We start from the raw sequence: 22,562 nt of genomic DNA on the forward strand, positions 1-22,562 counted from the left end.
CGCCCGGGTTTTAACCCGAGCGAGACGACGTCAGCGGGAGCGAACTCGCTCAACGCATGGGTGGTTTCAATCCACGCCCGGGTTTTAACCCGAGCGAGACGTCTTGCTCTGGCTGCCAAAGGGCATCACCCTCCCGTTTCAATCCACGCCCGGGTTTTAACCCGAGCGAGACTTGCTTTGCTCGGCTTCGCTTTTGGGTTCCTGCGATGTTTCAATCCACGCCCGGGTTTTAACCCGAGCGAGACGACCTGCAGAGAATCCGGGGTATCCGGCAGCATGAGGTTTCAATCCACGCCCGGGTTTTAACCCGAGCGAGACAGAACACCGCCATGGACACTCAATCGCCTCTGCTCGTTTCAATCCACGCCCGGGTTTTAACCCGAGCGAGACTTTTCTTCGTGCTTGCCGTGCTTGTGCTTTGACATGTTTCAATCCACGCCCGGGTTTTAACCCGAGCGAGACTGACATAGAACCCCCGAAAAATCAAGGCTTGGAAGGTTTCAATCCACGCCCGGGTTTTAACCCGAGCGAGACGTGAATGTGAGGGTGCCAACCGTTCACGCCACGGGTGTTTCAATCCACGCCCGGGTTTTAACCCGAGCGAGACTCCACTCGCGCAACGTGTTGCTGCGCAACGGAGTTGTTCTGCATTCCCGCGAACTGGGTTCTCCGTTCAGGCAGACCCGGATTCGCAGGCAAGGAAAATTCATCAAATTGTGAAAGATCAAGGATTTGCGTGATGCGCGAACCGGCCGGGATTTCGGCTTTGCTCGGGGTTCGCGGGCTACACGACAAGCGGGCCGTTGAAGTCGATGGAACGGAAGGTGCCATATTGCTTGACGCGCAGTTCGGTCGGTTCGGTGATGCGGTAGAAGCGCAGATTATCTTCGTCCAGCTTGATTTCGGCGAGCAGTTCGCGTTCAAGGGCTTCGTATTCCATGGCATCGACCTGACATTCGAACACGGATTTCTGCACGCGTTGTCCCACCCTTTCACAGGCCTTGGCTACGCGCCGCAGACGTTTGCGGCCTGCAGCTGTTTCGGTCGAGACGTCATAGGTCACGATGATGAGCATGGTGTCTTGTGGTCGATTACCGGGCCAGATAGGGCAGGTAACCGTCCATCTCGCCGCGGATGGTCCGCGCGAGCAGGCGAGCCTGGACGAAAGGCAGCAGGCCGATCGGCATTTTGGTCTCCAGCAGAGGGTGGGTGACCTCTTCCTGCTTGCGCTCCTGCCAGGCGGCGACGACCTTGCGCCGGCCTTTGTCGGACAGCAGCACGGCGCCGCCCTCGTGCTGGTCGAAGTCGTCAGCGCTGATCTGGCCGCGGTTGATGAGTGTCAGCGCCAGCCGGTCTGCGAGTACCGAGCGGAATTCCTCTTGCAGGTCGAGTGCAAGTGCGGCGCGGCCGGGCCGCACGGCGTGCAGGAAACCGAGCTGGGGATCGAGCCCGACGGCTTCCAGCGCCGAGCGGCAATCGTTCATCAGCATGGCGTAGAGAAAAGACAGCAGGGCGTTGAACCGGTCGAGCGGAGGCCGGCGGGTGCGGCCGTCTAGGCGGAAGTCTTCACGCATGGACGGCTTGACGATGCGATTCAGGGCCTCGAAATAGCCGCGCGCAGCCTCACCCTCGACGCCGCGCAGGACGTCAAGGGTCTGGGCCTCGGCGGCGGCGCGCAACGATGCGGCAAGGTTGTCGGCACACCGGGCGAGATGGGCGGATTCGCCGGCATCGGCGCTTTCGCGTGCCCCGCGTTGCACGACGCTGCGGCTGTTCTTGATCTTTCCGGCGATGCACTCACGCGCCAGTCCGAAGGTGATGGTGGCATCGTCCGCGGCATGGTGCTGGGCCTGGCGAAGCAGGATATTGCCCGATACCGGGCCTTCGAGCCGCGCCTTGAAGCGGCCGGAATCATCCAGCAGGACGAGGGACTTGCCCTCATCGGCCAGGCGGTGCATCAGCGCTGGCGACACCATGACGTTGCCAAAGCACACCAAGCCACCGACATGGTGCAACGGCACCTGGAGTTTCTTCTCGCGTTCCACGTCCACGCGCAGGGTGGCGTTGTCGATGTGGACATAGGCCTGCGGGGTCATCACATACAGGGTGTTTTGCAGGGTCTGCATCAGTCCTCCACCTCAAACAGGTGCGCACGTAGTTCGCGCTGCACGCGCACGGCGGTCAGCGCCTCGGGCTGGCAGATGTCCTTGAGCGAACATTCCCGGCAGCGCGCATCGAACACGGGGAGCGGCAGGACCCCGGCCCTCAGCATGGCGCGGATGGCCTCGGCCGTATCAATCACCAGTTCGCGCAACGCGGGCGTGATGGCGACTTCGCGCCGGCGGTGGCTGCTGGCGTGGTAGATGGCGCCAAGCGGCACGGGGCGGCCCAGCATGTCTTCCAGGCACATGGCCTGGGCGGCGAGCTGGATGTCGTCATGGGTTTTCTGGCGCTTGCGGCCATGCTTGAACTCCACGGGGAACACCGTGCCATCGGCATGGAACTCGACGAGGTCGGCCTTGCCGATCAGTCCCAGACGATCCGACCACAAGGGCAGGCTGCGCTCGACTTTCACGCCGGCCTTGATCTCGTAGCCCGGCGCGTCCACGAGACGATGCACGGCCTGTCCGCGCGCGGTGTGAATGTTGTCCTCGAACGCTTGCTCCAGGTGGATCAGCCCGCATTGCCGCGGACAGTACACCCAGTGCTGCAGGGCGGACAGGGGCACAGGGTCGTCGGTGGCGTTCACATCCCGGAGCATTCAGTTGAACAGGCGCTCGAGCAAGGCATCGCGACTGAGGCCGTGATGCACTGCCACGGCATCGAGCACAGCGGCCAGCGTGCCGATGCGCAGCGGATCATGCCGGGGCACGGTGATGTGATGCTCTCCGCGCGCGGTGCTGGTCAGCCGCATGTGGCTACCGGTCTGCCGTGTGACGCGGTAGCCAAGCCGGTCCAGGCGCTTGACCAGATCCGATCCGGACAGATCACGCGGCAGCCTCATACTGCCAGCATCTCTTCGCGGGTGATGTGCAGACGGATAATGCTGGGACGCTTGTCATCGTCGAAATGGCAATGCACTGCGTCGCGCACTTGCGCGTGCAGGGATTCGAGGTCGTCGGCCTCGGTCAAGATGTCCACGCCGACGGCGCGCGCGATATAGCCGCCCTCAGGCGCTTGTTCGACGATGAAATGGATTTCGGACATGTGGACTCCCGCTGAATGTCAGGCCAGGCGCCGCAGCGTGACGCCGTTGCCAAGCGACTGTTCGCTCCCCGCGCCGATGGGGTTTCCGTCGAAGAGTACCGTGTAATCGTCGAAAGTGCGCGGCACGTCCACGCTTTCGGCGCGCGCGATTTTCAGCCGATCAAACAGCGCATGCGCCGGAGCGTTGCCCAGCTCCGAATCGTGCCTGAACACATACAGCCCGCGAGTGGACATTTCGCCCCGGGCTGCGGAGCGGTCATGCTCGAACATCTGCGCGAGTGATTGCCAAAGCAGTGCCAAATCGTCTTCACCAAAGCCAGTCTGCCTGGCGAGGAAGCTCGAGACGAAACCATGCGCGGCGTAGAGGCCGTAAGGCACGGTGTGCTTGCGGCCCATGGTGCGATTGTCACCGCCCTGCTTTTCGGCTTCGGCCTCGGTCGCCACCGCCATGCGGGTGATCGAGTGTTCCTGTGCGATGACGGGATCGACCGAACGCGCGAAGGTGAACTGCACCGGTCCGCGCACCTGGCCACAGTTGATGCCGGTGGACATGACCGCGCCGAAGGTGCGCACGTCGAAGAAATTCTGGCACATCCAGTCGCGGGCCTTGTTCACGTCATCGCCACTGCCTTTGCGCTTTTTCTCCTTGGCGGTTTTTTTCTCGGAGGCTTCGTCTGGAGCGGACTCGAGGCTTTCAGCATCCAGCTTGAGCGCGGAGTAGGCGCGCTGGTTCTGCTGGTTGAGGACGGCTTTCTCGCGCACGTAAATCTCGAAGCGCTTCTCACCCGGCTGGGGGTCGCGTACATCTTGCTCTTTGGTCATCGCGACGAAGTTGCGCACCTTGCGCTTCAAGGCCACGTCGGTCACCAGCCCATGCCCGGTTTCGGCATCCAGGCGCGGCAGATTGCCGGCGTCCGGGTCGCCGTTGGGATTGCCGTCTTTCACGTCAAACAGCAGCACGAAGTCGTAGCGGTTGGTCAGGCTCATTGAATTTGCTCCGTGGTGGATTTGGTGAAGAAAGCTCGGCGTTGCTGGTAGTAGCCGAGAGCGAACCGCGCCTGGTCGGGCAAGGGCAGGATGCGCGGCGGGAAGGTGGCGGCGTCGAAGCCATCCATGATCTCACCGATGAGCCTCTCGCGGGTGATGGCGAGGCCCGCGGTCATCTTGCCGAGGTGGTGCTTGCTCAGGCGCAGCAGGGTCGGAAATACCGCGGCCGGAGTACTCGATGCCGCACCGTAATAGCGGTCGCGGATGGTGGCGTTGATGCCGGGGCTGGCGTCCTCCTGGATTTTTTCCAGCGTGGCGAACAGCCGCCCCAGCCGATAAGCCGGGTTGGTGTTGGTCGGATCGAGCATGGGCGTGAACTCCTTCTCTGGGGTGTTGCGGGAACGAATCCAGCGGTTGAGGCAGGCCTTGATGACAGCGGCGCGGGCATAGGTGGGTTTTTGCTCGGCGCGGCAGCGCGCCACGGCCAAATTGAGCAGCGTGGCCGGATAAGGCAGTCCTTCGAGAATGGCGCGCATGACTTCGCCGCCGAGGTTGGGCGGGATGTTGTCGGCCTTGTTCAGCAAGGCCAGTCCGGTGAGCAGGCGAAACAGTGACAGGTGTTCCGGTTCGTAGGCGGCATGGACGACGGCCACATCCTCGAAATGCTGCCTGATGCGCCGCGCCAACTCGGCGGCTGTAGCGGTTTCCCAGAAGCGAATGCTGATGCGGGCTGCGTTGGGTGCCAGGCCCAACACATGGAAGCGCGTGTCGGGCCCGCCGACGCTGAACTGCCCCGACGCTACGGACGCGTACAGCACCTTGATCGCATCAGTGTTCCTGTCCGGGTTGTCCTTGGGCGGTTCGCCGAACAGGTCGAGCATGGCGGTTTCCAGCGTGTGCGGGCCCTCGGCCCAGAAAACGGTGGAGGAATTACCGACCTGGATGCGCTGGCGCGAATCCCTCGCCAGCAGATGATTTAAGGCCGTGGTGTAGGCGAACACTGCGGACTTGCCCAGTGGCGCGTTCGCACCCTGCGCCTTGCCGTATGAATTGAATGCGTCGAGATTGAACGACACGATGTTTGCGCCCGAAGTCTGCGCACCCCACACGCCCTTGATCGCAGGGTGCAGGCGTTCGATGGCGGCAGGCGCACCACTGACCAGACACACGCCATCGGGCGTTTCTTCGGTTTGGTTGGCAGTGGCCACGACCACGGCGGGGCGTTGGCAAACCAGTTCCAGGTTCCCGTGTAGACGAAAACTCAGGACGGGGTTGGCTGCTTCGATATCCGCAAATGCGGAAAAGCTCGCGAGAGACTCCGGAGTGAGAGAGTCGAGAAATGCCAGTACGGCTTGGATGCCAGCGTCCTCGCGAGCTGACTCGGGCAAGGCTTCGAGCCTGGCGCGAAATGCCTGGTGCATTTCGGCTAGACGAGCGAGGTAATCCGCCTCCTTGTCTTTCTTTCGGCTCTCCTCGCGCTTCTTGGCGTCGGGCATGCCTAGCACATACTCGGCGTTGTCCCACAGCAGATTCGCCGCCACGCCCGAGGTTTTCTTGACGCCCTGCGGCACCAGAAAGCGCTGGCCGGCTTTCTTCTTGCCATCGCCGCTGCGGGTGTCGGCGATATTGAGCAGTCTCCCGGCAGCGTCGATGTCCAGCACGAAGGGAATTTCCTTGTCTTCCAAACCAAAGCTCGGCAAGCGGTTTGCGGGGTCGGGGTCGATCTGCTTGCGGCGGTAGTAGACATCGAGCGCTTGCAGAATCATCCCCGCACCTCCACGCTATTCCAGGCGGGAACCTGCACCACGCCTTGCTCCATGAGCGCACGGAAAAAGCGCGGCTGCGGGTCGGCTGTATTGGAGAAGTCCAGATCGTGCAGCATGAAACCCAGGTCGCGGGTTTCATCGATCGGCCGCGGCTCGGTGGCAGTGTCGGCAATCAGCCGGAAATGCGCCGCGAACTCGCGTGTGCCGAGGTAGGGCTGATTGACGCATTGGCCCTTGGATGCCCGGCGCTCGAACATCTCGTGATACTTCGGCACGCGTGCTTCGGGATCGCGCGCGGGCAGGAATTCCAGATCGGCGTGCACGCGGTAGGCCACGTCGCGCAGGAACAGGCCAGCGCGTTGCTGACGGTCGTCCTCGACGTAGAGGGCGAGGTCACCTTGGCCATTCTTCATCGCGGTTTCGACGTTGCGGGTGGATATCACGCTCGCCACCTCATTGCGCCGCAGATTGATCCAGCGGATGGGTTTGAGCACCTCGATGCGGCGCACATGCCACCGGATCGCCGGCTTCCAAAGAATCGCCTCGAAGCAGGCACGCGCGGCGGATGGAGTCATCACGTCATAGCTCACCCGTTCGACCTTCATTTCTGGGCGTGTGAAGCAGGCCCAGGGGCCGGACAGTTCCAGGCAATAGGGTTTCATGGTTCTCTCGTCACACAATCAGACTGGTTGGCCCATGGGGCGGTCCGTCAGGATTGAGCCCGAGTGTAGGGTGGTAGAGAAAGTCGCTGACTTGGACGAAAAGACCGGGAATGATTTCCGCGATGTCCCCATAAGCCAATAACTTCGCCACATCGCGGCTATGCAGGTTGACCGTGTAGCGCTGCAGCTTACGCATCAGCCAGCGCTGCGGGCCATCCTTGCGCAGCATTCCCAGTAAATCGTCAATGCTGCCGTCCCGTCCGTCCACACCCCGGTAGAGCACGATGATGGGCGAGTTGTCCTCGTCCTCGATCAGCTTGAAATTCTCGGCTGCGGTGCGGAAGTTAACGGCCAGCTCAAAACCGTCGAGGGTGTTGCCGGCCATGCACAAGTCGTCGCAGATGCCCTTTTTGTCGAGTTCGCAGGCGTGGTACAGGCGTTCGAAATAGCTGGCGAAGCGTTCGCGCGCGAGCGGCTGCTCGGTGATGCCGTACAGGACATCGCGACAAGCGTCCTCGCCGCGACGCAGAAGCCCCGGCGGTGCGGGTTTTGGCGGAACAAAGACCACGACCTCGCCCTTGGCGGCCAGACGGCCTTCGCGGTTGCAGCGCCCTGCCGCCTGGGCGATGGAGTCGAGCCCGGCGAGCGCTCGAAACACCACAGGGAAATCGACGTCTACGCCGGCTTCGACCAGTTGGGTGCTGACCACGCGCGTTGGCACGCCGGCTTTCAGCCGCGCTTTGATGTCCCCGATGATCTGCGAGCGATGCGCGCCGCACATCAACGCAGAAAGATGCAGCGTGCCCTCGGGCATTTTCTCCCAGAGTTCGCGCGCGTCTTGGCGGCGGTTGACGATGGCGAGTGCCGAGTCGTGCCGGGCGAGTTCCTGCGCCAGTTGTGGCCAATCGGTGGGCGCTTGCCAATCCACTGGCAGGCGCACGTGCACGCGTTCCAGCGCGCGGTAGATCGCATCGGGGTCGTTGATGATTTCGCGCACGTTGTCCAGGCCGCGCAGGTTCTGGCGGGCGTCGAAGTATTCGCGGGTGCTCAAGGCGGGTTGGGTGGCGGTGGCCAGCACCACGCTCACGCCGTAGTGCTGCGTCAGCAGATTGAGCACGTCGAGCATGGGCTGCAGGAATTCCGGCGGCAGCAATTGCGCTTCGTCGACGATGATGACGCTGTCCACCAAGTTGTGCAGCTTGCGGCAGCGCGAGGTGCGCGCGGCGAACAGCGACTCGAAGAACTGCACATTGGTGGTGACGACAATGGGTGCGTCCCAGTTTTCGCAGGCCAGGCGCGAGGCGTGGTTTTCCCGCTCGGGGTCAGACTCGGCGTTGCTGTGGTGCTCGATGACCGCTTCACCAAAAATGCTGCGAAAAATGTCGGCGGTCTGCTCGATGATGCTGGTGTAGGGGATGACATGGATCACCCGGTGCTTGCCGTGCGCGCGGGCGTGCTCCAGCGCGAAGGCCATGCCCGAGAGCGTCTTGCCGCCGCCGGTGGGTACCGTGAGTGAAAACAGCCCGGGGGCGGCAGCGGCCTTTTCCCAGCACTGGCGCAGGATGTCGGCGCGCAGGGCGTTGACGGGAGTGGGCGGCACGGCGGCGGCCAGCTTGGCCATGTAGGCATCGAACAGGTGAGTGAGTTCGGACAGCGCGGGCCACTGGTTGCGCCGCGTGAACTTGTCCGGGTCCATGTAGCGCTCGGTATCGAGGAAATCCGCATCGACCAGCGCCGAGAACAGCATGCGCACCCACAGCGCAAAGCCGTTCTTGCCCCCGGGAATCGTCCGCAAATCAGGCTTGAAGTCGCCTGCGTCGAGCAATTCGGCCGGCGGGTTCGCAGCCAAAGACTCCGACAGCTCCGCACGGCTGTCGGCACTTGCGAGACGCACTTCCAATCCACCGAACCAATCCGCCAGCCCGGCATGATGCCCGGCGATGAGATAGGCCAGCACCCGCCCCGCCGGGCCGAAGCGATCCGTCGCGAGCACTGCGCCTGCCGTCGAATGCGGTGCCTTGCCCGCCTCGCCCTTGATGTGGGCATCGGCTTCGAAGCCGCTGGCCTGACGGATGTAACGTTGGAAACGGGGGCGGTATTTGCCCAAGTCGTGCCACTGGCCCGCCAGCCTTGCCGAGTCGGCACCAAAGGTTTCCGCGAAACGGGCAGCCAGATCAGCAACCGCCGTCAGATGATCAGCAAGACGGTGCGGTTCAAGCCAGTTGCCGTTGGCATCCTTCGCGGCATGGGCAATGGGCTGTTGTCGACTGTCCCGCTGATTCCTGCTTTTTGACATCGGCTGTCCTGCGGCTGAGTTAGTTGAGTTTGAAGCTCAGCTGGAGAGATATTGATTGGCTGATGGTCACCCAGTCGCGTTCCCGCATGTGCATCAAGGGGCGGAATGGGAAACCTCAGCCGCAGCGCGACGCAAGGTTTCCTCAGGCACGCCGCTATCGCGCAGCCTGTCGATCAGTCGAGCGACAGCTGACCCCTCGAACCGTTCCATATCGTCACGCAGGCCGGCACCGACATACGCGCGCAGCAAGGCTTGATAACCGGCGAAACCGCGCAGCGGGGCCACGCGCTTGAGGTCGTCCACCACGTCCTGCGGCATGCGCAAGGTGACGGCAACCATGGGCCTGTCTTTGGCCAGGCGGCGCTTAATCGTTTCCATTTTCATAGCGAGACCTCTCGGGTGGTTCTGCCTTTCTGGCAAAGATGATGCGGATGTGATCGTCCTCGAACATCATGTGCACGACAAAGAGCACCCGGAAATCAAAATCCGCACCGATGGCTGCGTCGCGTTGCTCGCCTCGATCGGATGCGTCCTGGTAGCGCACGAAGGGGTCCAGAAAGACCTGTGCCGCCTGCTCGAATGAAACCTGATGCTTGTCGATGTTCTTGCGCGCCTTGTCCGCATTCCAGCGGAATCGGATGCCCTGCAACGCGTACTCGATGTCCATAGCGAAAGAATAGACTATGTATTGCAATTGTCAATATGACGTATGGCGTGATGGACGCCCCGTACGCTCGCAGGCCACAACCATGCGGCGCTGGCCATTGGTTTGGTGTTACCCGAGTTTTTGGGCGAGTTTTTCGGCTTCGACGTGGGTGTAGCGCTTCAGCATGGCGAGGCTCTTATGGCCTGTCATGCTCGCCACTTCCATGATGCCAAGGCCCTTTTCGAACAGCCGGGACGTGGCCTCGTGGCGCAGATCATGGAAACGCAGGTCGGTCAGGAATGACGCGTCCGGTCTGACGCCTTGCGCGGTGCAATCGGCTTCATACAGTTCACGACCACGGCGGCGGATGCGGATAAACGCGCTCACCCAAGCCCCGCGCGTCCATGGGAATACTTTCCCGTCAAGTCGGCGCGGAAAGGCCTGCATGGTTCGCAAGGCACCGACCGCAGCAATGGACAAAGCCACCGTGCGAGGCACCCCGGTTTTCGTGACACGAAGGTGAGCCGTGCGCTTGTCCAGATCGATGAGCCTCCAGTTCAGGCTCAGCAGCTCGGACTCGCGTGCTGACGTTTCTACGGCCAGCGAAATCATTTCCCGCATGCCGTCGGGCTTGCGAGCACCAGCGATCCCGCGAAATAGGTAATCCAGTTCCTCTGGCGACAAGCGACGATCCCTAGCGTTGTCAAGCTTAGGCTTGCGCACATCGCGTGCCGGATTGCCTGCGGGTAGGTGGATACCCAAGTCCTTGGCGGCATAGTTGAAGCAAGACCGCACAGCTTGCAAGTAATGCAGGGTTGTGGCTGGCGCCAGCCCAGAGGCACGCAGATCGGCAAGCCACGCCGCCAGATCGACGCTGCGTATGGCCGACAGGAAATAGGAACCAAATCGCACACGCGCAATCTGCAAGTAGCCTCGCCAGTTGCCCGCAGATTTGAAGCTCGGCACCACATCGACCGAGAATCGATCAATGAGTTCGGCCATCGTGACTTTGCCCGCCTCGTTGCGCAACACGGCGATGTTGCCTTGTTGCGCTTCGCGCTCCATGTCGCGCGCCCAAGCCTCGGCATCGGCCTTCAGGTCAAACGTACGCGATATGCTGGGCAGACCACGACGCCGAACCTGTACTCTGTATCCATTTTTCCGCTTCTCGATGTATGCCATGACAGCCCCTTGCAGGGTTAGCGAACGATCGTTCGATTCCCCCTAGATTCCCCCAAAACCCATGTTTTATTCTAGCAAAGCCAGTGTTTATGCGGGTCCCAAGGCGTTTCATTTCCTCTTGCTAACCTTGCTGCTTTGTGCCGTGGTCTGGCTGTCCATCCTGCTGCCACGCATGCTCTGAAGGTTCTTGTTCCATGCATTCCGTTTGTGTTTATTGCGGGTCCCGCGCCGGGACCGATCCGGTCTACGCCGAAGCCGCCACCGCCATGGGCAGCGCCATTGCCCACCGCGCCATGACCCTGATTTACGGCGGCGGCAGTGTCGGGCTGATGCATGCCACGGCTGAAGCGGCGCTGGCTGGTGGCGGCCGCGTGGTGGGCGTGATCACCGAGTTGTTGATGCAACGCGAGGTGGGCCACACCGGCCTGAGTGAGTTGCATATCGTGGAGAACATGCACCAGCGCAAGAAGATGATGGCCGACTATGCCGATGGCTTCATCGCCCTGCCCGGCGGACTGGGCACGCTGGAGGAACTCTTCGAGGTCTGGACCTGGCGGCAGCTCGGCTACCACAACAAGCCCATCGGCCTGCTCAATGTGCAGGGCTACTACGACCCGTTGCTGGATTTTCTCGCGCAAAGCCGCGAGCAGGGATTCGTCCGTACCGAGGTGCTGGCGCCGCTGGTGGTGGAGGCCGATCCGGGCCGGCTGCTGGACCGCATGGTGGGGAGCCAGCCGGTGCAGGACGATCCCTGGTGGCGCATGCGCGAAGCGATCTGACGCGCAGACGCCGCGCGGCGACCGGGCCGCACGGATGCCCGAGTGGTCAGACGGCCGCTTCGCCGGTTTCGCTGGTGCGAATGCGGATGACCTGCTCGACGCTGGTGACGAAGATCTTGCCGTCGCCGATCTTGCCGGTGCGGGCGGACTTGACGATGGCGTCGATGGCCGGCTCGACCTCACCACCCTTGACCACGACCTCGATCTTCACCTTGGGCAGGAAGTCGACCACATACTCGGCGCCGCGATACAGCTCGGTATGGCCTTTCTGCCGGCCGAAGCCCTTGACCTCGGTCACGGTCAGGCCGGTGACGCCGACTTCGGCCAGGGCCTCACGCACCTCGTCGAGCTTGAAGGGTTTGATGATGGCGGTAATTTGTTTCATGGTTATCCTCGTCAATGACCCTGATGTGTGCTTGTGCGATCCAGAGCTTCAGCTTAACCGATTCATCCATGGCCGTGATGGCCTGGGGACGGCTCGGAATCGACCCGTTCCAGCCAGTGGGAGGTGATGGGGTAGCGCCAGTCGCGCCCAAAAGCGCGGTGGGTGATGCGCACTCCCGGCGGCGCCTGGCGACGCTTGTATTCGTTGAGCTTGATGAGGCGCAGCACCTGGCTCACGGCCTCGGCCGGCAAACCCGCCGCCAGCAACTCCGCCGTGCTCTGGTCGTTCTCCATGGAGCGTTCCAGAATGGCGTCGAGCACCGGGTAAGGCGGCAGGCTGTCCTGGTCGGTCTGGTCGGGGCGCAACTCGGCCGAGGGCGCACGGGTGATGACGCGCTCGGGAATGACCGGCGCCTTGCCCTGCCGCACGGCATGGGCATTACGCCAGTTGGCCAACTCCCACACCAGGGTCTTGCGCACGTCCTTGATCACGGCGAAACCGCCCGCCATGTCGCCGTAGAGCGTGGCGTAGCCGGTGGCCATCTCGCTCTTGTTGCCCGTGGTCAGCACCATCCAGCCGGAATTGTTCGACAGCGCCATGAGCAGCGTGCCACGAATGCGCGACTGCAGGTTTTCCTCCGTGGTGTCGCCCTCGCGCGCGGCCAGCAGCGGCGCCAGCGTGGCACGGAAAGCGTCGAACATGGGGGTGATCGACAGTTCGTCATGCCGCACGCCGAGGCCCTGTGCCATGTCGCGCGCGTCGATCCAGGAGATGTCGGCGGTGTAGGGCGAAGGCATCATCACCGTGCGCACGCGCTCGGGCCCCAGCGCGTCCACCGCAATGGCCAGCACCAGGGCCGAGTCGACCCCTCCCGACAGGCCGATGAGCACGCCGGGGAAGCCGTTCTTGTTCACATAGTCGCGCGTGCCGCTCACCAGCGCACTCCAAGCCTGCGCCGGCAGCGGCTGAATGGGGGCGACCTCCCCCTGAAGTGGCTGGGCATCGGCACCCAGTGTGGCGGTCAGCACGCAAGGCTCGAACTGCGGCGCACGCGCCTGCACCTCGCCGAAGGCGTCCATCACGAACGAGCCCCCGTCGAACACCAACTCGTCCTGCCCGCCGACGCCGTGGGCGAACACCAGAGCCATGCCGGTTTCACGGCAACGGCCGCGCATGATGGCTTCGCGCTCGCCACTCTTGCCCAGATGAAACGGCGAAGCGTTCAGCACCAGCAGCACCTGGGCGCCGGCTGCACGCGCCCGGCGCGGGGCTTCGGGGAACCAGGCGTCTTCGCAGATATTGATGCCGAAACGCACGCCACCAAGTTCGAACACACAGGCTTCGCCGGCGCGAGCGAAGTAGCGCCGCTCGTCGAACACCTGGTAGTTGGGCAGTTCCAGCTTGCCGTAAGTGGCTTCGATGCGGCCGTTGCGCAGCACCGAAGCGGCGTTCCAGCGCAGCGGCTGCTGGGTCGACGCGGTGCGTACATCGGCATGCTCGCCCGGCACATGCGGGTGGCCCACCACCACGGCCATATCCGGATACTGCGCCAGGCTTTGCGCCAAATGGTGCAATGCATCGTCTGCGGCGCGCATGAAGGCTGGCCGCAACAACAGATCTTCGGGTGGATAGCCGGTCAGCGCCAATTCCGGCGTGAGCAGCAGGCGGGCGCCTTGGGCATGGGCCTGGGCGGCCATGGCCTCGATGGCTTTGCAGTTGCCGGCCAGGTCACCCACGGTGCCGTTGAACTGCGCGATGGCGATTTGAATGGACATGGACAGCGATTTTCGCATTGAGATAGCCCAGAGCATGACAGAGGTGCCGGCAGCCGCGTGGGACGAGCTCGCCGCCGCCACGCCAGGCAGCACCGTGTTCCAGTGCCATGCCTACCTGCTGGCGCTGGAAACGCAGGGTTGCGCCGTGGCGGACACCGGCTGGCAGCCGCTGTTGCTGCGACTGCACGATGCCTCCGGCCGGCTTGCCGCCGCCTGCATGGTGTACGCCAAGCGCCATTCCATGGGTGAGTACGTGTTCGACTGGGCCTGGGCCGACGCCCACGAGCGCCACGGCCTGCCCTACTACCCCAAGCTGCTGGCGGCCACGCCCTTCACCCCGGTCACCGGCGCGCGCCTGCTGGGGCGAGGCCGCGCGGCGCGCAAGGCGCTGCTGGCAGCCTTGCTGGGGCTGGCGCGGCGCAGCGGCCTGTCGTCGCTGCATCTGCTGTTTCTCACCCCCGAGGACCGCGCGCTGTGCGAGCAGGCCGGCCTGCTGCTGCGGCAGACCGTGCAGTTCCATTGGCAACAACCCGCCGACAAGCCTTGGACGGATTTCGACGCCTTTCTCGGCAGCATGAACCACGACAAGCGCAAAAAAGTGCGCCAGGAACGCCGCAAGGTGGTGGAAGCCGGCGTGCGCTTTCGCCAGGTTTCAGGCGCACAGGCAAGCGCGGAAGACTGGGCTTTCTTCGCCCGCTGCTACAACCAGACGTATGCCGAGCACGGCTCATCGCCCTATCTGAACCTGGGTTTTTTCCGCGCGCTCGGACAGCACCTGCCCAAGCATGTGCTGCTGCTCATCGCCGAGCAGGACGGCCAGCCGATCGCCGCCTCGCTCATCCTGCTCGACCCCGCGCTGGGGCATGCCTACGGGCGCTATTGGGGCGCGCTGCGCCATGTGCCCCATCTGCATTTCGAGGCCTGCTACTACCAGCCGTTGGAGTATTGCATCGAGCACGGTTACATCCGTTTCGAAGGCGGTGCGCAGGGCGTGCACAAGATGGCCCGCGGCCTCTTGCCCGTGGCCTGCACTTCGGCCCACTGGCTGGCCGATGCGCGCTTCAACGCGGCGATCGAGAACTTCCTGCAACGCGAGACGCTGGCGATGGACGACCATATGGACGAGCTGCGTGAACACGCGCCGTTTCGCCAACTGGAGACGGCCCCCGCGGCGGCACTGGAGACGCCCAGCCCCTGGAGCGCCGGTGAAACCCGGGACTGACGCAGCGCGCGACTCGGCTGCGCGACCCGACTGCGACGACTCAGGCCCCCTGCGCCTGCAACTCCTGCTGCACATGGGCCAACAGGCCGCGGCTCGCCTGCTCCACCAGATCGAGCACCACCTCGAAGCCGTCGGCGCCGCTGTAGTAGGGGTCGGGCACCACGGCACTGCCGGTTTGCGGCGCGAAACTCATGAACAGCCGCAGCTTGCGACGCCGCTCGGGCGGGCATTCCTGCTCGAGTCGGGCGAGGTTGTCGAAGTCCATCGCCAGGATCAGGTCGAAGGCTTCGAAGTCGGCAGCGCGAACCTCGCGGGCACGCTGGCGGCTCAGGTCGTAGCCGCGTTTGAGCGCATGCCGCTGGCTGCGCGCGTCGGGCGGCTCGCCGATGTGATAGCCGTGGGTGCCGGCGGAATCGACATGCACTTGGCTCGCCAAACCGGCTTCGTGCAGCTGGGCGCGGAACACGCCCTCGGCCGTGGGCGAGCGGCAGATATTGCCCATGCAACAGAACAGCACACTGAATTGGCGCATGAAGGATTGGGGTTCCGAGTCGGAGATGGCGGGAGGCTGTGGGTCAATCAGGCCTGCAGGCGCAGGATGCGGCCGTTGAGACGGTCGGCCAGCAGCAGAATCGAACCGTCGGGCGCCTGGCGCACATCGCGGATGCGCTCGCCCAGGTCACTGAACAAGGCTTCGCGCGCCACCACGCGATTGCCGTCCAGGCTCAAGCGCCAAAGTGCCTTGCCCGCCAGCGCGCCGATGAACAGGCTGCCGCGCCATTGCGGGAACATGCTGCCGGTGTAGAAAGCCATGCCGCTGGGGGCGATGGAGGTGGGCACCCAGGTGGTCAGCGGCTGCTCCAGGCCGGGCGCGGCGCTGGCCCCGCCCACCGGCGTGCAGCCGCCCACCGGCGCGCCGTATTCGCAGCCGTAGGAAATGCGCGGCCAGCCGTCGTTGCGCCCTGCCCGGTCGATATTGACCTCGTCGCCGCCTTGCGGGCCATGTTCGCAGGTCCACAGTTCGCCCGTGTCTGGGTGGATGGCGGCGCCCTGCACATTGCGGTGGCCCAGGCTCCAGATCGCCGGCATGGCGCCGGCATGGCCGACGAATGGGTTGTCCGCTGGCACGCTGCCGTCGCTGCGGATGCGCACCACCTTGCCCAGGGTGTTGGCCAGGTTCTGCGCCTCGTCGCGCCGGCTGAAGCGTTCCCCCAGGGTGACGAACAGGGAACCGTCGCGGGCGAAAACCAGACGCGAGCCGAAGTGCGCGGTGCTGCCCACCTTGGGCGTCTGGCGGAAGATCACTTGAACATCGGACAGGCTCGCGGCGTCGGCGCTCAACACGGCGCGCGCCACCGCGGTGCCGTTCAGGCCGGCCTCGGCACCCGTGCCGGGTTCGGCATAGCTGAAATAGATGCGCCGGTTGTGCTGGAAATCGGGGTCGATGGCGACGTCGAGCAGGCCGCCCTGGCCGCGCGCATCCACCGTGGGTATGCCGGCAACCGGCGCCGACAGGCTGCCGCCAACTCCCACCAGGCGCAGACGGCCCGGGCGCTCGGTCACCAGGGCCCGGCCGTCGGGCAGCAAAGCCAATCCCCAGGGGTTGGCCAGTCCGGTGGTGAACGTGGTCACGCGTGGTTGCGAGCTTGCCACGATTGGCTTGGGTTGCGGCTTGGGTTGTGACAGCGCCGACGCCGGCACATCGCCCCAAGCGATGACCACGGCACCGCCACCAGCGCCGAGCGCACTGCAACCGGCAGCAGCGCCCAGCCAGGCCAAGGTCCGGCGGCGGGAGACAAGGGCAGGAGCAAGTGGGTTCGGCATGGCAGGGGTCTCCTGGGCGAACTCGGCGACGACGGGCAAAGGGTCGGATGGCTCAGCCGGTCTGGGCGTCCAGATCGTGATCGTCGCCGGCGCCAAACGCACGGCGGCGCAAGGCGGCCAGTTGGTCGCGGGCACGCGCGGCCTGCTCGAATTCGAGGTTGCGGGCGTGTTCCAGCATGCGTTTTTCGAGCTGGCGAATCTCGCGTGCCAGGTCCTTCTCGTCCAGGGCTTCGAAGCGCGCATGCTCCTGGTCGGCGCGTTGCTGCGCGCGCGCGGTACTGCCGGACTGGTCGTAGACGCCGTCGATCAAATCGCGCACCTGCTTGACCACGCTGCGCGGCGTGATGCCCAGGGCCAGGTTGTGGGCGACCTGCTTGGTGCGGCGGCGCTCGGTCTCGCCCATGGCGCGGCGCATGGAGTCGGTGACCACGTCGGCGTAGAGAATGGCCTTGCCGTTGATGTTGCGCGCGGCGCGGCCGATGGTCTGAATCAGCGAGCGCTCCGAGCGCAGGAAGCCTTCCTTGTCGGCATCCAGAATGGCCACCAGCGAGACTTCGGGAATGTCCAGCCCCTCGCGCAGCAGGTTGATGCCCACCAGCACGTCGAACAGGCCCAGGCGCAGGTCGCGCAGGATCTCCACGCGCTCCATGGTGTCGATGTCGGAGTGCAGATAGCGCACTTTCACGCCGTTGTCGGACAAGTACTCGGTGAGCTGCTCGGCCATGCGCTTGGTCAGCGTGGTGACGAGCACACGGTCGCCCGCATTCACCCGCAGGCGAATCTCGCCCAGCAGGTCGTCCACCTGGGCGGTGGCCGGGCGCACCTCCACCACCGGGTCCACCAGGCCGGTGGGGCGCACGACCTGCTCCACCACCGCGCCCGCGTGCTCCAGCTCATAGGCCGCGGGGGTGGCCGAGACGAAGGTCGCCTGGCGCATCTTGCTCTCGAATTCGGCGAACTTCAGCGGCCGGTTGTCCAGCGCCGAGGGCAGGCGAAAACCGTAGTCCACCAGCGTGGTCTTGCGTGCGCGGTCGCCGTTGTACATGCCGTTGAACTGGCCGATGAGCACATGGCTTTCGTCCAGGAACATCAGCGCGTCGGGCGGCAGGTAATCCACCAGGGTGGACGGCGGCTCGCCAGGAGCGGCGCCCGACAGATGCCGGGTGTAGTTCTCGATGCCCTTGCAATGGCCGATCTCGGTGAGCATCTCCAGGTCGAAGCGGGTGCGCTGCTCCAGGCGCTGCGCCTCCACCAGCTTGCCGGCGCGGCGGAACTCGCCCAGGCGCTCTTTCAATTCGGCCTCGATGGCCACCGTCGCCTCCAGCACCCGTTCCTTGGGCGTGACGTAATGGCTGCTGGGGTAGACGGTGAAGCGCGGAATTTTTTGCCGCATGGCCCCGGTGAGCGGGTCGAACAGGGTGAGCGCCTCGATCTCGTCGTCGAACAGCTCCACGCGTATGGCCAGCTCGGCGTGCTCGGCCGGGAAAATGTCGATCTGGTCGCCGCGAACACGAAAGGAGCCACGGGTGAACTCCACGTCGTTGCGGGTGTACTGCATGCGCACGAGCTGGGCGATGACGTCGCGCTGCCCCTGCTTGTCGCCCACGCGCATGGTCATGATCATGGCGTGGTAATCCGCCGGATTGCCGATGCCGTAGATGGCGCTGACGGTGGCCACGATGATCACATCGCGCCGCTCCAGCAGGCTCTTGGTGGCCGAGAGCCGCATCTGTTCGATGTGCTCGTTGATGGCGCTGTCCTTCTCGATGAACAGGTCGCGCTGCGGCACATAGGCCTCGGGCTGGTAGTAATCGTAGTAACTGACAAAATATTCCACGGCGTTTTTCGGGAAAAACTCGCGAAATTCGCTGTAAAGCTGCGCCGCTAGTGTTTTATTCGGCGCAAACACGATGGCTGGACGCCCCAGACGGGCAATCACGTTCGCCATGGTGAAGGTCTTGCCCGAGCCCGTCACGCCCAGCAGGGTCTGGAAGCTCAGGCCGTCGGTGATGCCTTCCACCAGCTTGGCGATGGCCTCGGGCTGGTCGCCTGCTGGCGGGTAGGGCTGATGCAGTTGGAACGGTGAGCCCGGAAAGCGCATCAAGGACGGCTGTGCGGACGGTTCGACGATGGCGAGACTGGGCATGGCGGATTTCGAAGGAAAAAGCGACCGGCGTTGCACATCCCCGACATGGGTGGGGTGGGCGCGGGCCGGAAATCCGCTGGCGGCCTAAAATCAGGGGTCTTCCGGTCTGCGCTGGGCCAGCCACAAGCCCAGCATTTTGCGCCCGGCAATCCCTCCATCCCTAGAGCCCCTCACAAACACCCATGAGTGCATCGCTTTTTGCCAGCGTGGACATGGCCCCGCGCGACCCCATCCTCGGCCTGAACGAGCAATTCCAGGCCGACCCCAACCCGAGCAAGGTCAACCTCGGCGTGGGCGTTTACACCGACGAGAACGGCAAACTGCCCCTGCTGGCCTGCGTCAAAGAAGCGGAAAACCTGCTGGCCGAGAGCCCGAAGCCGCGCGGCTACCTGCCCATCGACGGCATCGCTGCCTATGACCAGGCGGTGCAAGACCTGGTGTTCGGCGCCGGCAGTGATCTGCTGGGCGCGGGACGCGTGGTCACGGTGCAAGCCCTGGGCGGCACCGGCGGCCTGAAGCTGGGGGCCGATTTCCTCAAGCGCCTGAACCCCGCCGCGCAGGTGCTGATTTCCGACCCGAGCTGGGAAAACCACCGCGCCCTGTTCGAGTCCGCCGGCTTCGTCGTGGGCAACTACCCGTATTACGACGCCAAGGCACGCGGCATCGCCTTCGACGCCATGCTGGGCGCGTTGAATCGGACGGCCGCCGGCACCGTGATCGTGCTGCACGCCTGTTGCCACAACCCCACCGGCTACGACCTGCAGCCGGAGCAATGGGAGCAGGTCATCGCCGCGCTCAAGGCGCGCGGCCTGGTTCCCTTCCTCGACATGGCCTACCAGGGCTTCGGCTTCGGCCTGAAGGAAGACGGCGCCGTGATCCAGCAATTCGTCGCCAGCGGCCTGGACTTCTTCGTCTCCACCTCGTTCTCCAAGAGCTTCTCGCTCTACGGCGAGCGGGTCGGCGCGCTCAGCGTGGTCTGCGCCAGCAAGGATGAAGCCGCCCGCGTGCTGTCCCAACTCAAGCGCGTCATCCGCACCAACTATTCCAACCCGCCCACCCATGGCGCCCAGGTCGTGGCCACCGTGCTCTCCACCCCCGCGCTGCGCGCGCAGTGGGAACAGGAACTGGCCAATATGCGCGAGCGCATTCGCACCATGCGGGTCGCCCTGGTCGATCGCTTGAAGGCACAAGGCGTCAACACCGATTTGAGCTTCATCACCCGCCAGAAAGGCATGTTCAGCTACTCCGGCCTGAGCGCCGAGCAGATGGAAGCGCTGCGCACGCAGCACGGCATCTACGGCGTCAGCACCGGTCGCATCTGCGTGGCCGCGCTCAACACCCGCAACATCGATTACGTCGCCAAAGCCATGGCAGCGGCCATGCAGTCCGAAAAGGGCATGGCCTGAGTGCTGGGTACTTTCGCTATTTTCGCCCTTCCCGCCGCGATGCCCGGGCCCTATGCCCGCCCTGCTTCCGCCCCGAATTCCCGACCCTGCCAAGGGGGCGGGATCCTGGGTGCGTGCAGGCAGATGGCTAGCCCGGTCGTAAAATTGCTGCATTGCACAAGGAGTCGAAATGGTTTATGACTGGTATGAATCGCAGCGCGCCATGCTCAGCCCACTGGCCGAGTTTGCCGAGGCTGCGTCCAAGTTCTACACCAATCCCTTGTGGCCCTTGTCGCAGACGCCCGGCGCCCAGCGCCTGTCGGCCAGCTACGAGTTGATGCACCGCCTGCTCAAGAGCTACGAAAAACCCGCGTTCGGCATCACCTCGGTGAAGGTGGATGGGCGCGAAATCGCCATCCAGGAACAAGTGGCGCTGGACAAGCCCTTCTGTCGCTTGCTGCGCTTCAAACGTTTCACCGACGACCCGAAGATGCTCGAGCGGCTGAAAAACGCGCCGACCGTGCTGATCGTGGCGCCACTCTCCGGCCACCATGCCACCCTGCTGCGCGACACCGTGCGCACCATGCTGCAGGACCACAAGGTCTTCATCACCGACTGGGTTGACGCGCGCATGGTGCCCACCGAGCAAGGCGGGTTCTCGCTCGACGATTACATCGCGTACGTGCAGGAATTCATCCGCCACATCGGCCCCGACGTGCACGTCATGTCGGTGTGCCAGCCCACCGTGCCGGTGCTGGCCGCGATCTCGCTGATGGCCTCGGCCGGGGAAGCCACGCCGCGCAGCATGGTGATGATGGGCGGGCCGATCGACGCACGCAAATCGCCCACGGCGGTGAACAATCTGGCGATGAACAAGAGCTACGAATGGTTCGAAACCAACGTCATTTACCGTGTGCCGGTGAACTATCCCGGCGCCGGCCGCCGCGTCTACCCCGGCTTTTTGCAACACACCGGCTTCGTCGCGATGAACCCGGACCGGCACTTCAATTCGCACTACGACTTTTTCCTCGACCTGGTGCGCGGCGACACCGATGACGCCGAAGCCCACCGCAGCTTCTATGACGAATACAACGCCGTGCTCGACCTGCCGGCCGAGTACTACCTCGACACCATCCGCATCGTGTTCCAGGACTTCGCCCTGGTCCATGGCACGTGGACCGTGCATGGCAAACCGGTGCGGCCGCAAGACATTCGCAACACCGCGCTGATGACCATCGAAGGCGAGCTCGACGACATCTCCGGCGCCGGCCAGACCGAAGCCGCGCATCAACTCTGCACCGGCGTTCCAGAGGCCGACAGCACCCACTTCACCGTGCCCGGTGCCGGCCACTACGGCATTTTCGCCGGCCGCCGCTGGCGCGACATCACCTACCCCCGCGTGCGCGACTTCATCGCCGCCCATCGCGAAGGCGCGGTGCAAAAAGCGCCCCGCCGCCGCACCGCCTGAACGATCGGCGCACATCGATCGGCGCGAACCGGCCCGCAAGGCGCAAAGGACCGCGGACGAACAACTCGCATGAGTGCCCCAAGCCTGGCCGACCGCATCGACGCGGCCCTGCCGCAAACGCAGTGCACCCGCTGCGGCTATGCCGATTGCCGCGCCTATGCCGAGGCCGTGGCGACGGGTCTGGCCGGCATCAACCAATGCCCGCCGGGGGGCGCCGAAGGCGTTGCGCGGCTGGCCGCCATCACCGGCCGACCGCCCGTGCCGCTCAATCCCGCACATGGCGTCGAAGGCCCGCGCCGCATTGCGGTGGTCGACGAGGCCTGGTGCATCGGCTGCACGCTGTGCATCGACGCCTGCCCGGTGGACGTCATCGCCGGTGCGCCCAAGCGCATGCACGGCGTTCTGGCGGACGGCTGCACCGGTTGCGAACTCTGCCTGCCTCCCTGCCCGATGGACTGCATCCACCTGCAGCCCATCGGCGACCCCATGCTGGCAACCCGGACCGGCTGGAACGCCTGGAGCGCTCCCCTGGCGCAGCAGGCCCGGCAGCGCTATGCGGCGCACCGCAAACGGCTCGAGCGGCGCAGCCACAATCGCCCCGATGGCTTGCCAACAACGGGCTTTGCAACCCAGGGCTTGCCTGCAAAGGCTGCTGGCCCCATGCAGCCTGCCGATTCACCGCCACACGAAACGACCTCGGCTTCAGCGCCCAAGAAAGACCTGATTGCGGCCGCACTGGAGCGCGCGCGCCAGCGCCAGGCCCAGCGCAAAGCCTGAGCCGGCAAGGCAAGACCAGGCGTCGGCCGCTTCACTGCAGCGCAGCCCCGGCCCT

General features: G+C 64.4%; 22 protein-coding genes and 1 CRISPR repeat array (1 of these 23 only partly in view). Of the genes, 5 read left to right on the top strand and 17 right to left on the bottom strand.

From position 1 onward, the window contains the following. Positions 1-607: a CRISPR direct-repeat array (repeat unit 37 nt; unit sequence GTTTCAATCCACGCCCGGGTTTTAACCCGAGCGAGAC); it begins 4,895 nt to the left of the window's first position. A 177-nt stretch (positions 608-784) separates the two neighbouring features. From cas2 to THIX_RS16670, 12 genes are all read right to left on the bottom strand, one after another. Next, positions 785-1,075 (bottom strand): CRISPR-associated endonuclease Cas2, encoded by a 291-nt coding sequence (gene cas2, locus THIX_RS16615; RefSeq protein ID WP_112487061.1) that lies wholly within the window; start codon positions 1,073-1,075, stop codon positions 785-787. Between the two features lie 16 nt (positions 1,076-1,091). Beyond that, a complete protein-coding gene (gene cas1c / locus THIX_RS16620; protein ID WP_112487062.1) occupies positions 1,092-2,126 on the bottom strand; it encodes a type I-C CRISPR-associated endonuclease Cas1c in 1,035 nt (344 codons plus the stop codon). Beyond that, positions 2,126-2,749 carry a CRISPR-associated protein Cas4 gene (cas4, locus tag THIX_RS16625; protein WP_233224604.1) on the bottom strand — a complete coding sequence of 208 codons (624 nt, stop codon included), beginning with the start codon at positions 2,747-2,749 and terminating at the stop codon, positions 2,126-2,128. The genes cas1c and cas4 overlap by 1 nt, the downstream gene beginning before the upstream one ends. Positions 2,750-2,761: 12 nt before the next feature. After that, on the bottom strand, positions 2,762-3,004 hold the full coding sequence (locus THIX_RS16630; RefSeq protein ID WP_112487064.1) for a type II toxin-antitoxin system HicA family toxin: 243 nt from the start codon (positions 3,002-3,004) through the stop codon (positions 2,762-2,764). Beyond that, positions 3,001-3,207 (bottom strand): 2-oxoisovalerate dehydrogenase, encoded by a 207-nt coding sequence (locus THIX_RS16635; protein ID WP_112487065.1) that lies wholly within the window; start codon positions 3,205-3,207, stop codon positions 3,001-3,003. Before THIX_RS16635 ends, THIX_RS16630 begins: the two co-directional genes overlap by 4 nt. Before the next feature lie 18 nt (positions 3,208-3,225). Next, complete coding sequence (gene cas7c, locus THIX_RS16640) at positions 3,226-4,194, bottom strand: type I-C CRISPR-associated protein Cas7/Csd2 (RefSeq protein ID WP_112487066.1); 969 nt, start codon at positions 4,192-4,194, stop codon at positions 3,226-3,228. Beyond that, on the bottom strand, positions 4,191-5,960 hold the full coding sequence (cas8c, locus tag THIX_RS16645; RefSeq protein ID WP_112487067.1) for a type I-C CRISPR-associated protein Cas8c/Csd1: 1,770 nt from the start codon (positions 5,958-5,960) through the stop codon (positions 4,191-4,193). Before cas8c ends, cas7c begins: the two co-directional genes overlap by 4 nt. Next, positions 5,957-6,622 (bottom strand): type I-C CRISPR-associated protein Cas5c, encoded by a 666-nt coding sequence (cas5c, locus tag THIX_RS16650; RefSeq protein ID WP_112487068.1) that lies wholly within the window; start codon positions 6,620-6,622, stop codon positions 5,957-5,959. Before cas5c ends, cas8c begins: the two co-directional genes overlap by 4 nt. Positions 6,623-6,632: 10 nt before the next feature. Beyond that, entirely contained in the window at positions 6,633-8,876 is a 2,244-nt protein-coding gene (gene cas3 / locus THIX_RS16655; RefSeq protein ID WP_233224762.1) for a CRISPR-associated helicase Cas3', read from the bottom strand. Positions 8,877-9,011: 135 nt separating this feature from the next. Further along, positions 9,012-9,302, bottom strand: coding sequence for a hypothetical protein (locus tag THIX_RS16660; protein WP_112487070.1), 291 nt, complete (start codon positions 9,300-9,302; stop codon positions 9,012-9,014). Beyond that, positions 9,283-9,585, bottom strand: a complete 303-nt coding sequence (locus tag THIX_RS16665) for a BrnT family toxin (protein WP_112487071.1) — start codon at positions 9,583-9,585, stop codon at positions 9,283-9,285. Before THIX_RS16665 ends, THIX_RS16660 begins: the two co-directional genes overlap by 20 nt. 108 nt (positions 9,586-9,693) lie before the next feature. Continuing rightward, entirely contained in the window at positions 9,694-10,746 is a 1,053-nt protein-coding gene (locus THIX_RS16670) for a site-specific integrase (protein ID WP_112487072.1), read from the bottom strand. 194 nt (positions 10,747-10,940) lie between these two features. Here THIX_RS16670 and THIX_RS16675 point away from each other — a divergent pair, with 194 nt between their 5' ends. Then, positions 10,941-11,525, top strand: coding sequence for a TIGR00730 family Rossman fold protein (locus THIX_RS16675; RefSeq protein ID WP_112487073.1), 585 nt, complete (start codon positions 10,941-10,943; stop codon positions 11,523-11,525). A gap of 46 nt (positions 11,526-11,571) precedes the next feature. On the opposite strand, the gene THIX_RS16680 is transcribed toward THIX_RS16675, so the two are convergent. Continuing rightward, entirely contained in the window at positions 11,572-11,910 is a 339-nt protein-coding gene (locus THIX_RS16680; RefSeq protein WP_112487074.1) for a P-II family nitrogen regulator, read from the bottom strand. Positions 11,911-11,972: 62 nt separating this feature from the next. After that, positions 11,973-13,685, bottom strand: coding sequence for an NAD+ synthase (locus THIX_RS16685; RefSeq protein ID WP_112487075.1), 1,713 nt, complete (start codon positions 13,683-13,685; stop codon positions 11,973-11,975). Between THIX_RS16685 and THIX_RS16690 the strand changes: the two genes are divergently transcribed. Beyond that, a complete protein-coding gene (locus THIX_RS16690) occupies positions 13,684-14,907 on the top strand; it encodes a GNAT family N-acetyltransferase (RefSeq protein ID WP_112487076.1) in 1,224 nt (407 codons plus the stop codon). The two genes, THIX_RS16685 and THIX_RS16690, sit on opposite strands and share 2 nt — an antisense overlap. 40 nt (positions 14,908-14,947) lie before the next feature. On the opposite strand, the gene THIX_RS16695 is transcribed toward THIX_RS16690, so the two are convergent. Genes THIX_RS16695 through uvrB form a run of 3 tightly spaced genes read right to left on the bottom strand, consistent with a single transcriptional unit; the run spans position 14,948 to position 18,877 of the window. Further along, positions 14,948-15,439 carry a low molecular weight protein-tyrosine-phosphatase gene (locus tag THIX_RS16695; RefSeq protein WP_112487077.1) on the bottom strand — a complete coding sequence of 164 codons (492 nt, stop codon included), beginning with the start codon at positions 15,437-15,439 and terminating at the stop codon, positions 14,948-14,950. A 47-nt stretch (positions 15,440-15,486) separates the two neighbouring features. Further along, positions 15,487-16,731 carry a PQQ-dependent sugar dehydrogenase gene (locus tag THIX_RS16700; RefSeq protein WP_112488428.1) on the bottom strand — a complete coding sequence of 415 codons (1,245 nt, stop codon included), beginning with the start codon at positions 16,729-16,731 and terminating at the stop codon, positions 15,487-15,489. Positions 16,732-16,783: 52 nt separating this feature from the next. Beyond that, positions 16,784-18,877, bottom strand: coding sequence for an excinuclease ABC subunit UvrB (gene uvrB / locus THIX_RS16705; RefSeq protein ID WP_112487078.1), 2,094 nt, complete (start codon positions 18,875-18,877; stop codon positions 16,784-16,786). A gap of 182 nt (positions 18,878-19,059) precedes the next feature. Here uvrB and THIX_RS16710 point away from each other — a divergent pair, with 182 nt between their 5' ends. The 3 genes from THIX_RS16710 (at position 19,060) to rsxB (ending at position 22,507) form a co-directional block, all read left to right on the top strand. Further along, on the top strand, positions 19,060-20,283 hold the full coding sequence (locus THIX_RS16710; protein WP_112487079.1) for an amino acid aminotransferase: 1,224 nt from the start codon (positions 19,060-19,062) through the stop codon (positions 20,281-20,283). Positions 20,284-20,452: 169 nt separating this feature from the next. After that, positions 20,453-21,730 (top strand): polyhydroxyalkanoate depolymerase, encoded by a 1,278-nt coding sequence (locus tag THIX_RS16715; RefSeq protein ID WP_112487080.1) that lies wholly within the window; start codon positions 20,453-20,455, stop codon positions 21,728-21,730. A 69-nt stretch (positions 21,731-21,799) separates the two neighbouring features. Further along, positions 21,800-22,507 carry an electron transport complex subunit RsxB gene (gene rsxB / locus THIX_RS16720; protein ID WP_112487081.1) on the top strand — a complete coding sequence of 236 codons (708 nt, stop codon included), beginning with the start codon at positions 21,800-21,802 and terminating at the stop codon, positions 22,505-22,507. Positions 22,508-22,562 lie beyond the last annotated feature (55 nt).

It is taken from the genome of Thiomonas sp. X19 (assembly GCF_900089495.1).
GTDB lineage: Bacteria > Pseudomonadota > Gammaproteobacteria > Burkholderiales > Burkholderiaceae_C > Thiomonas_A.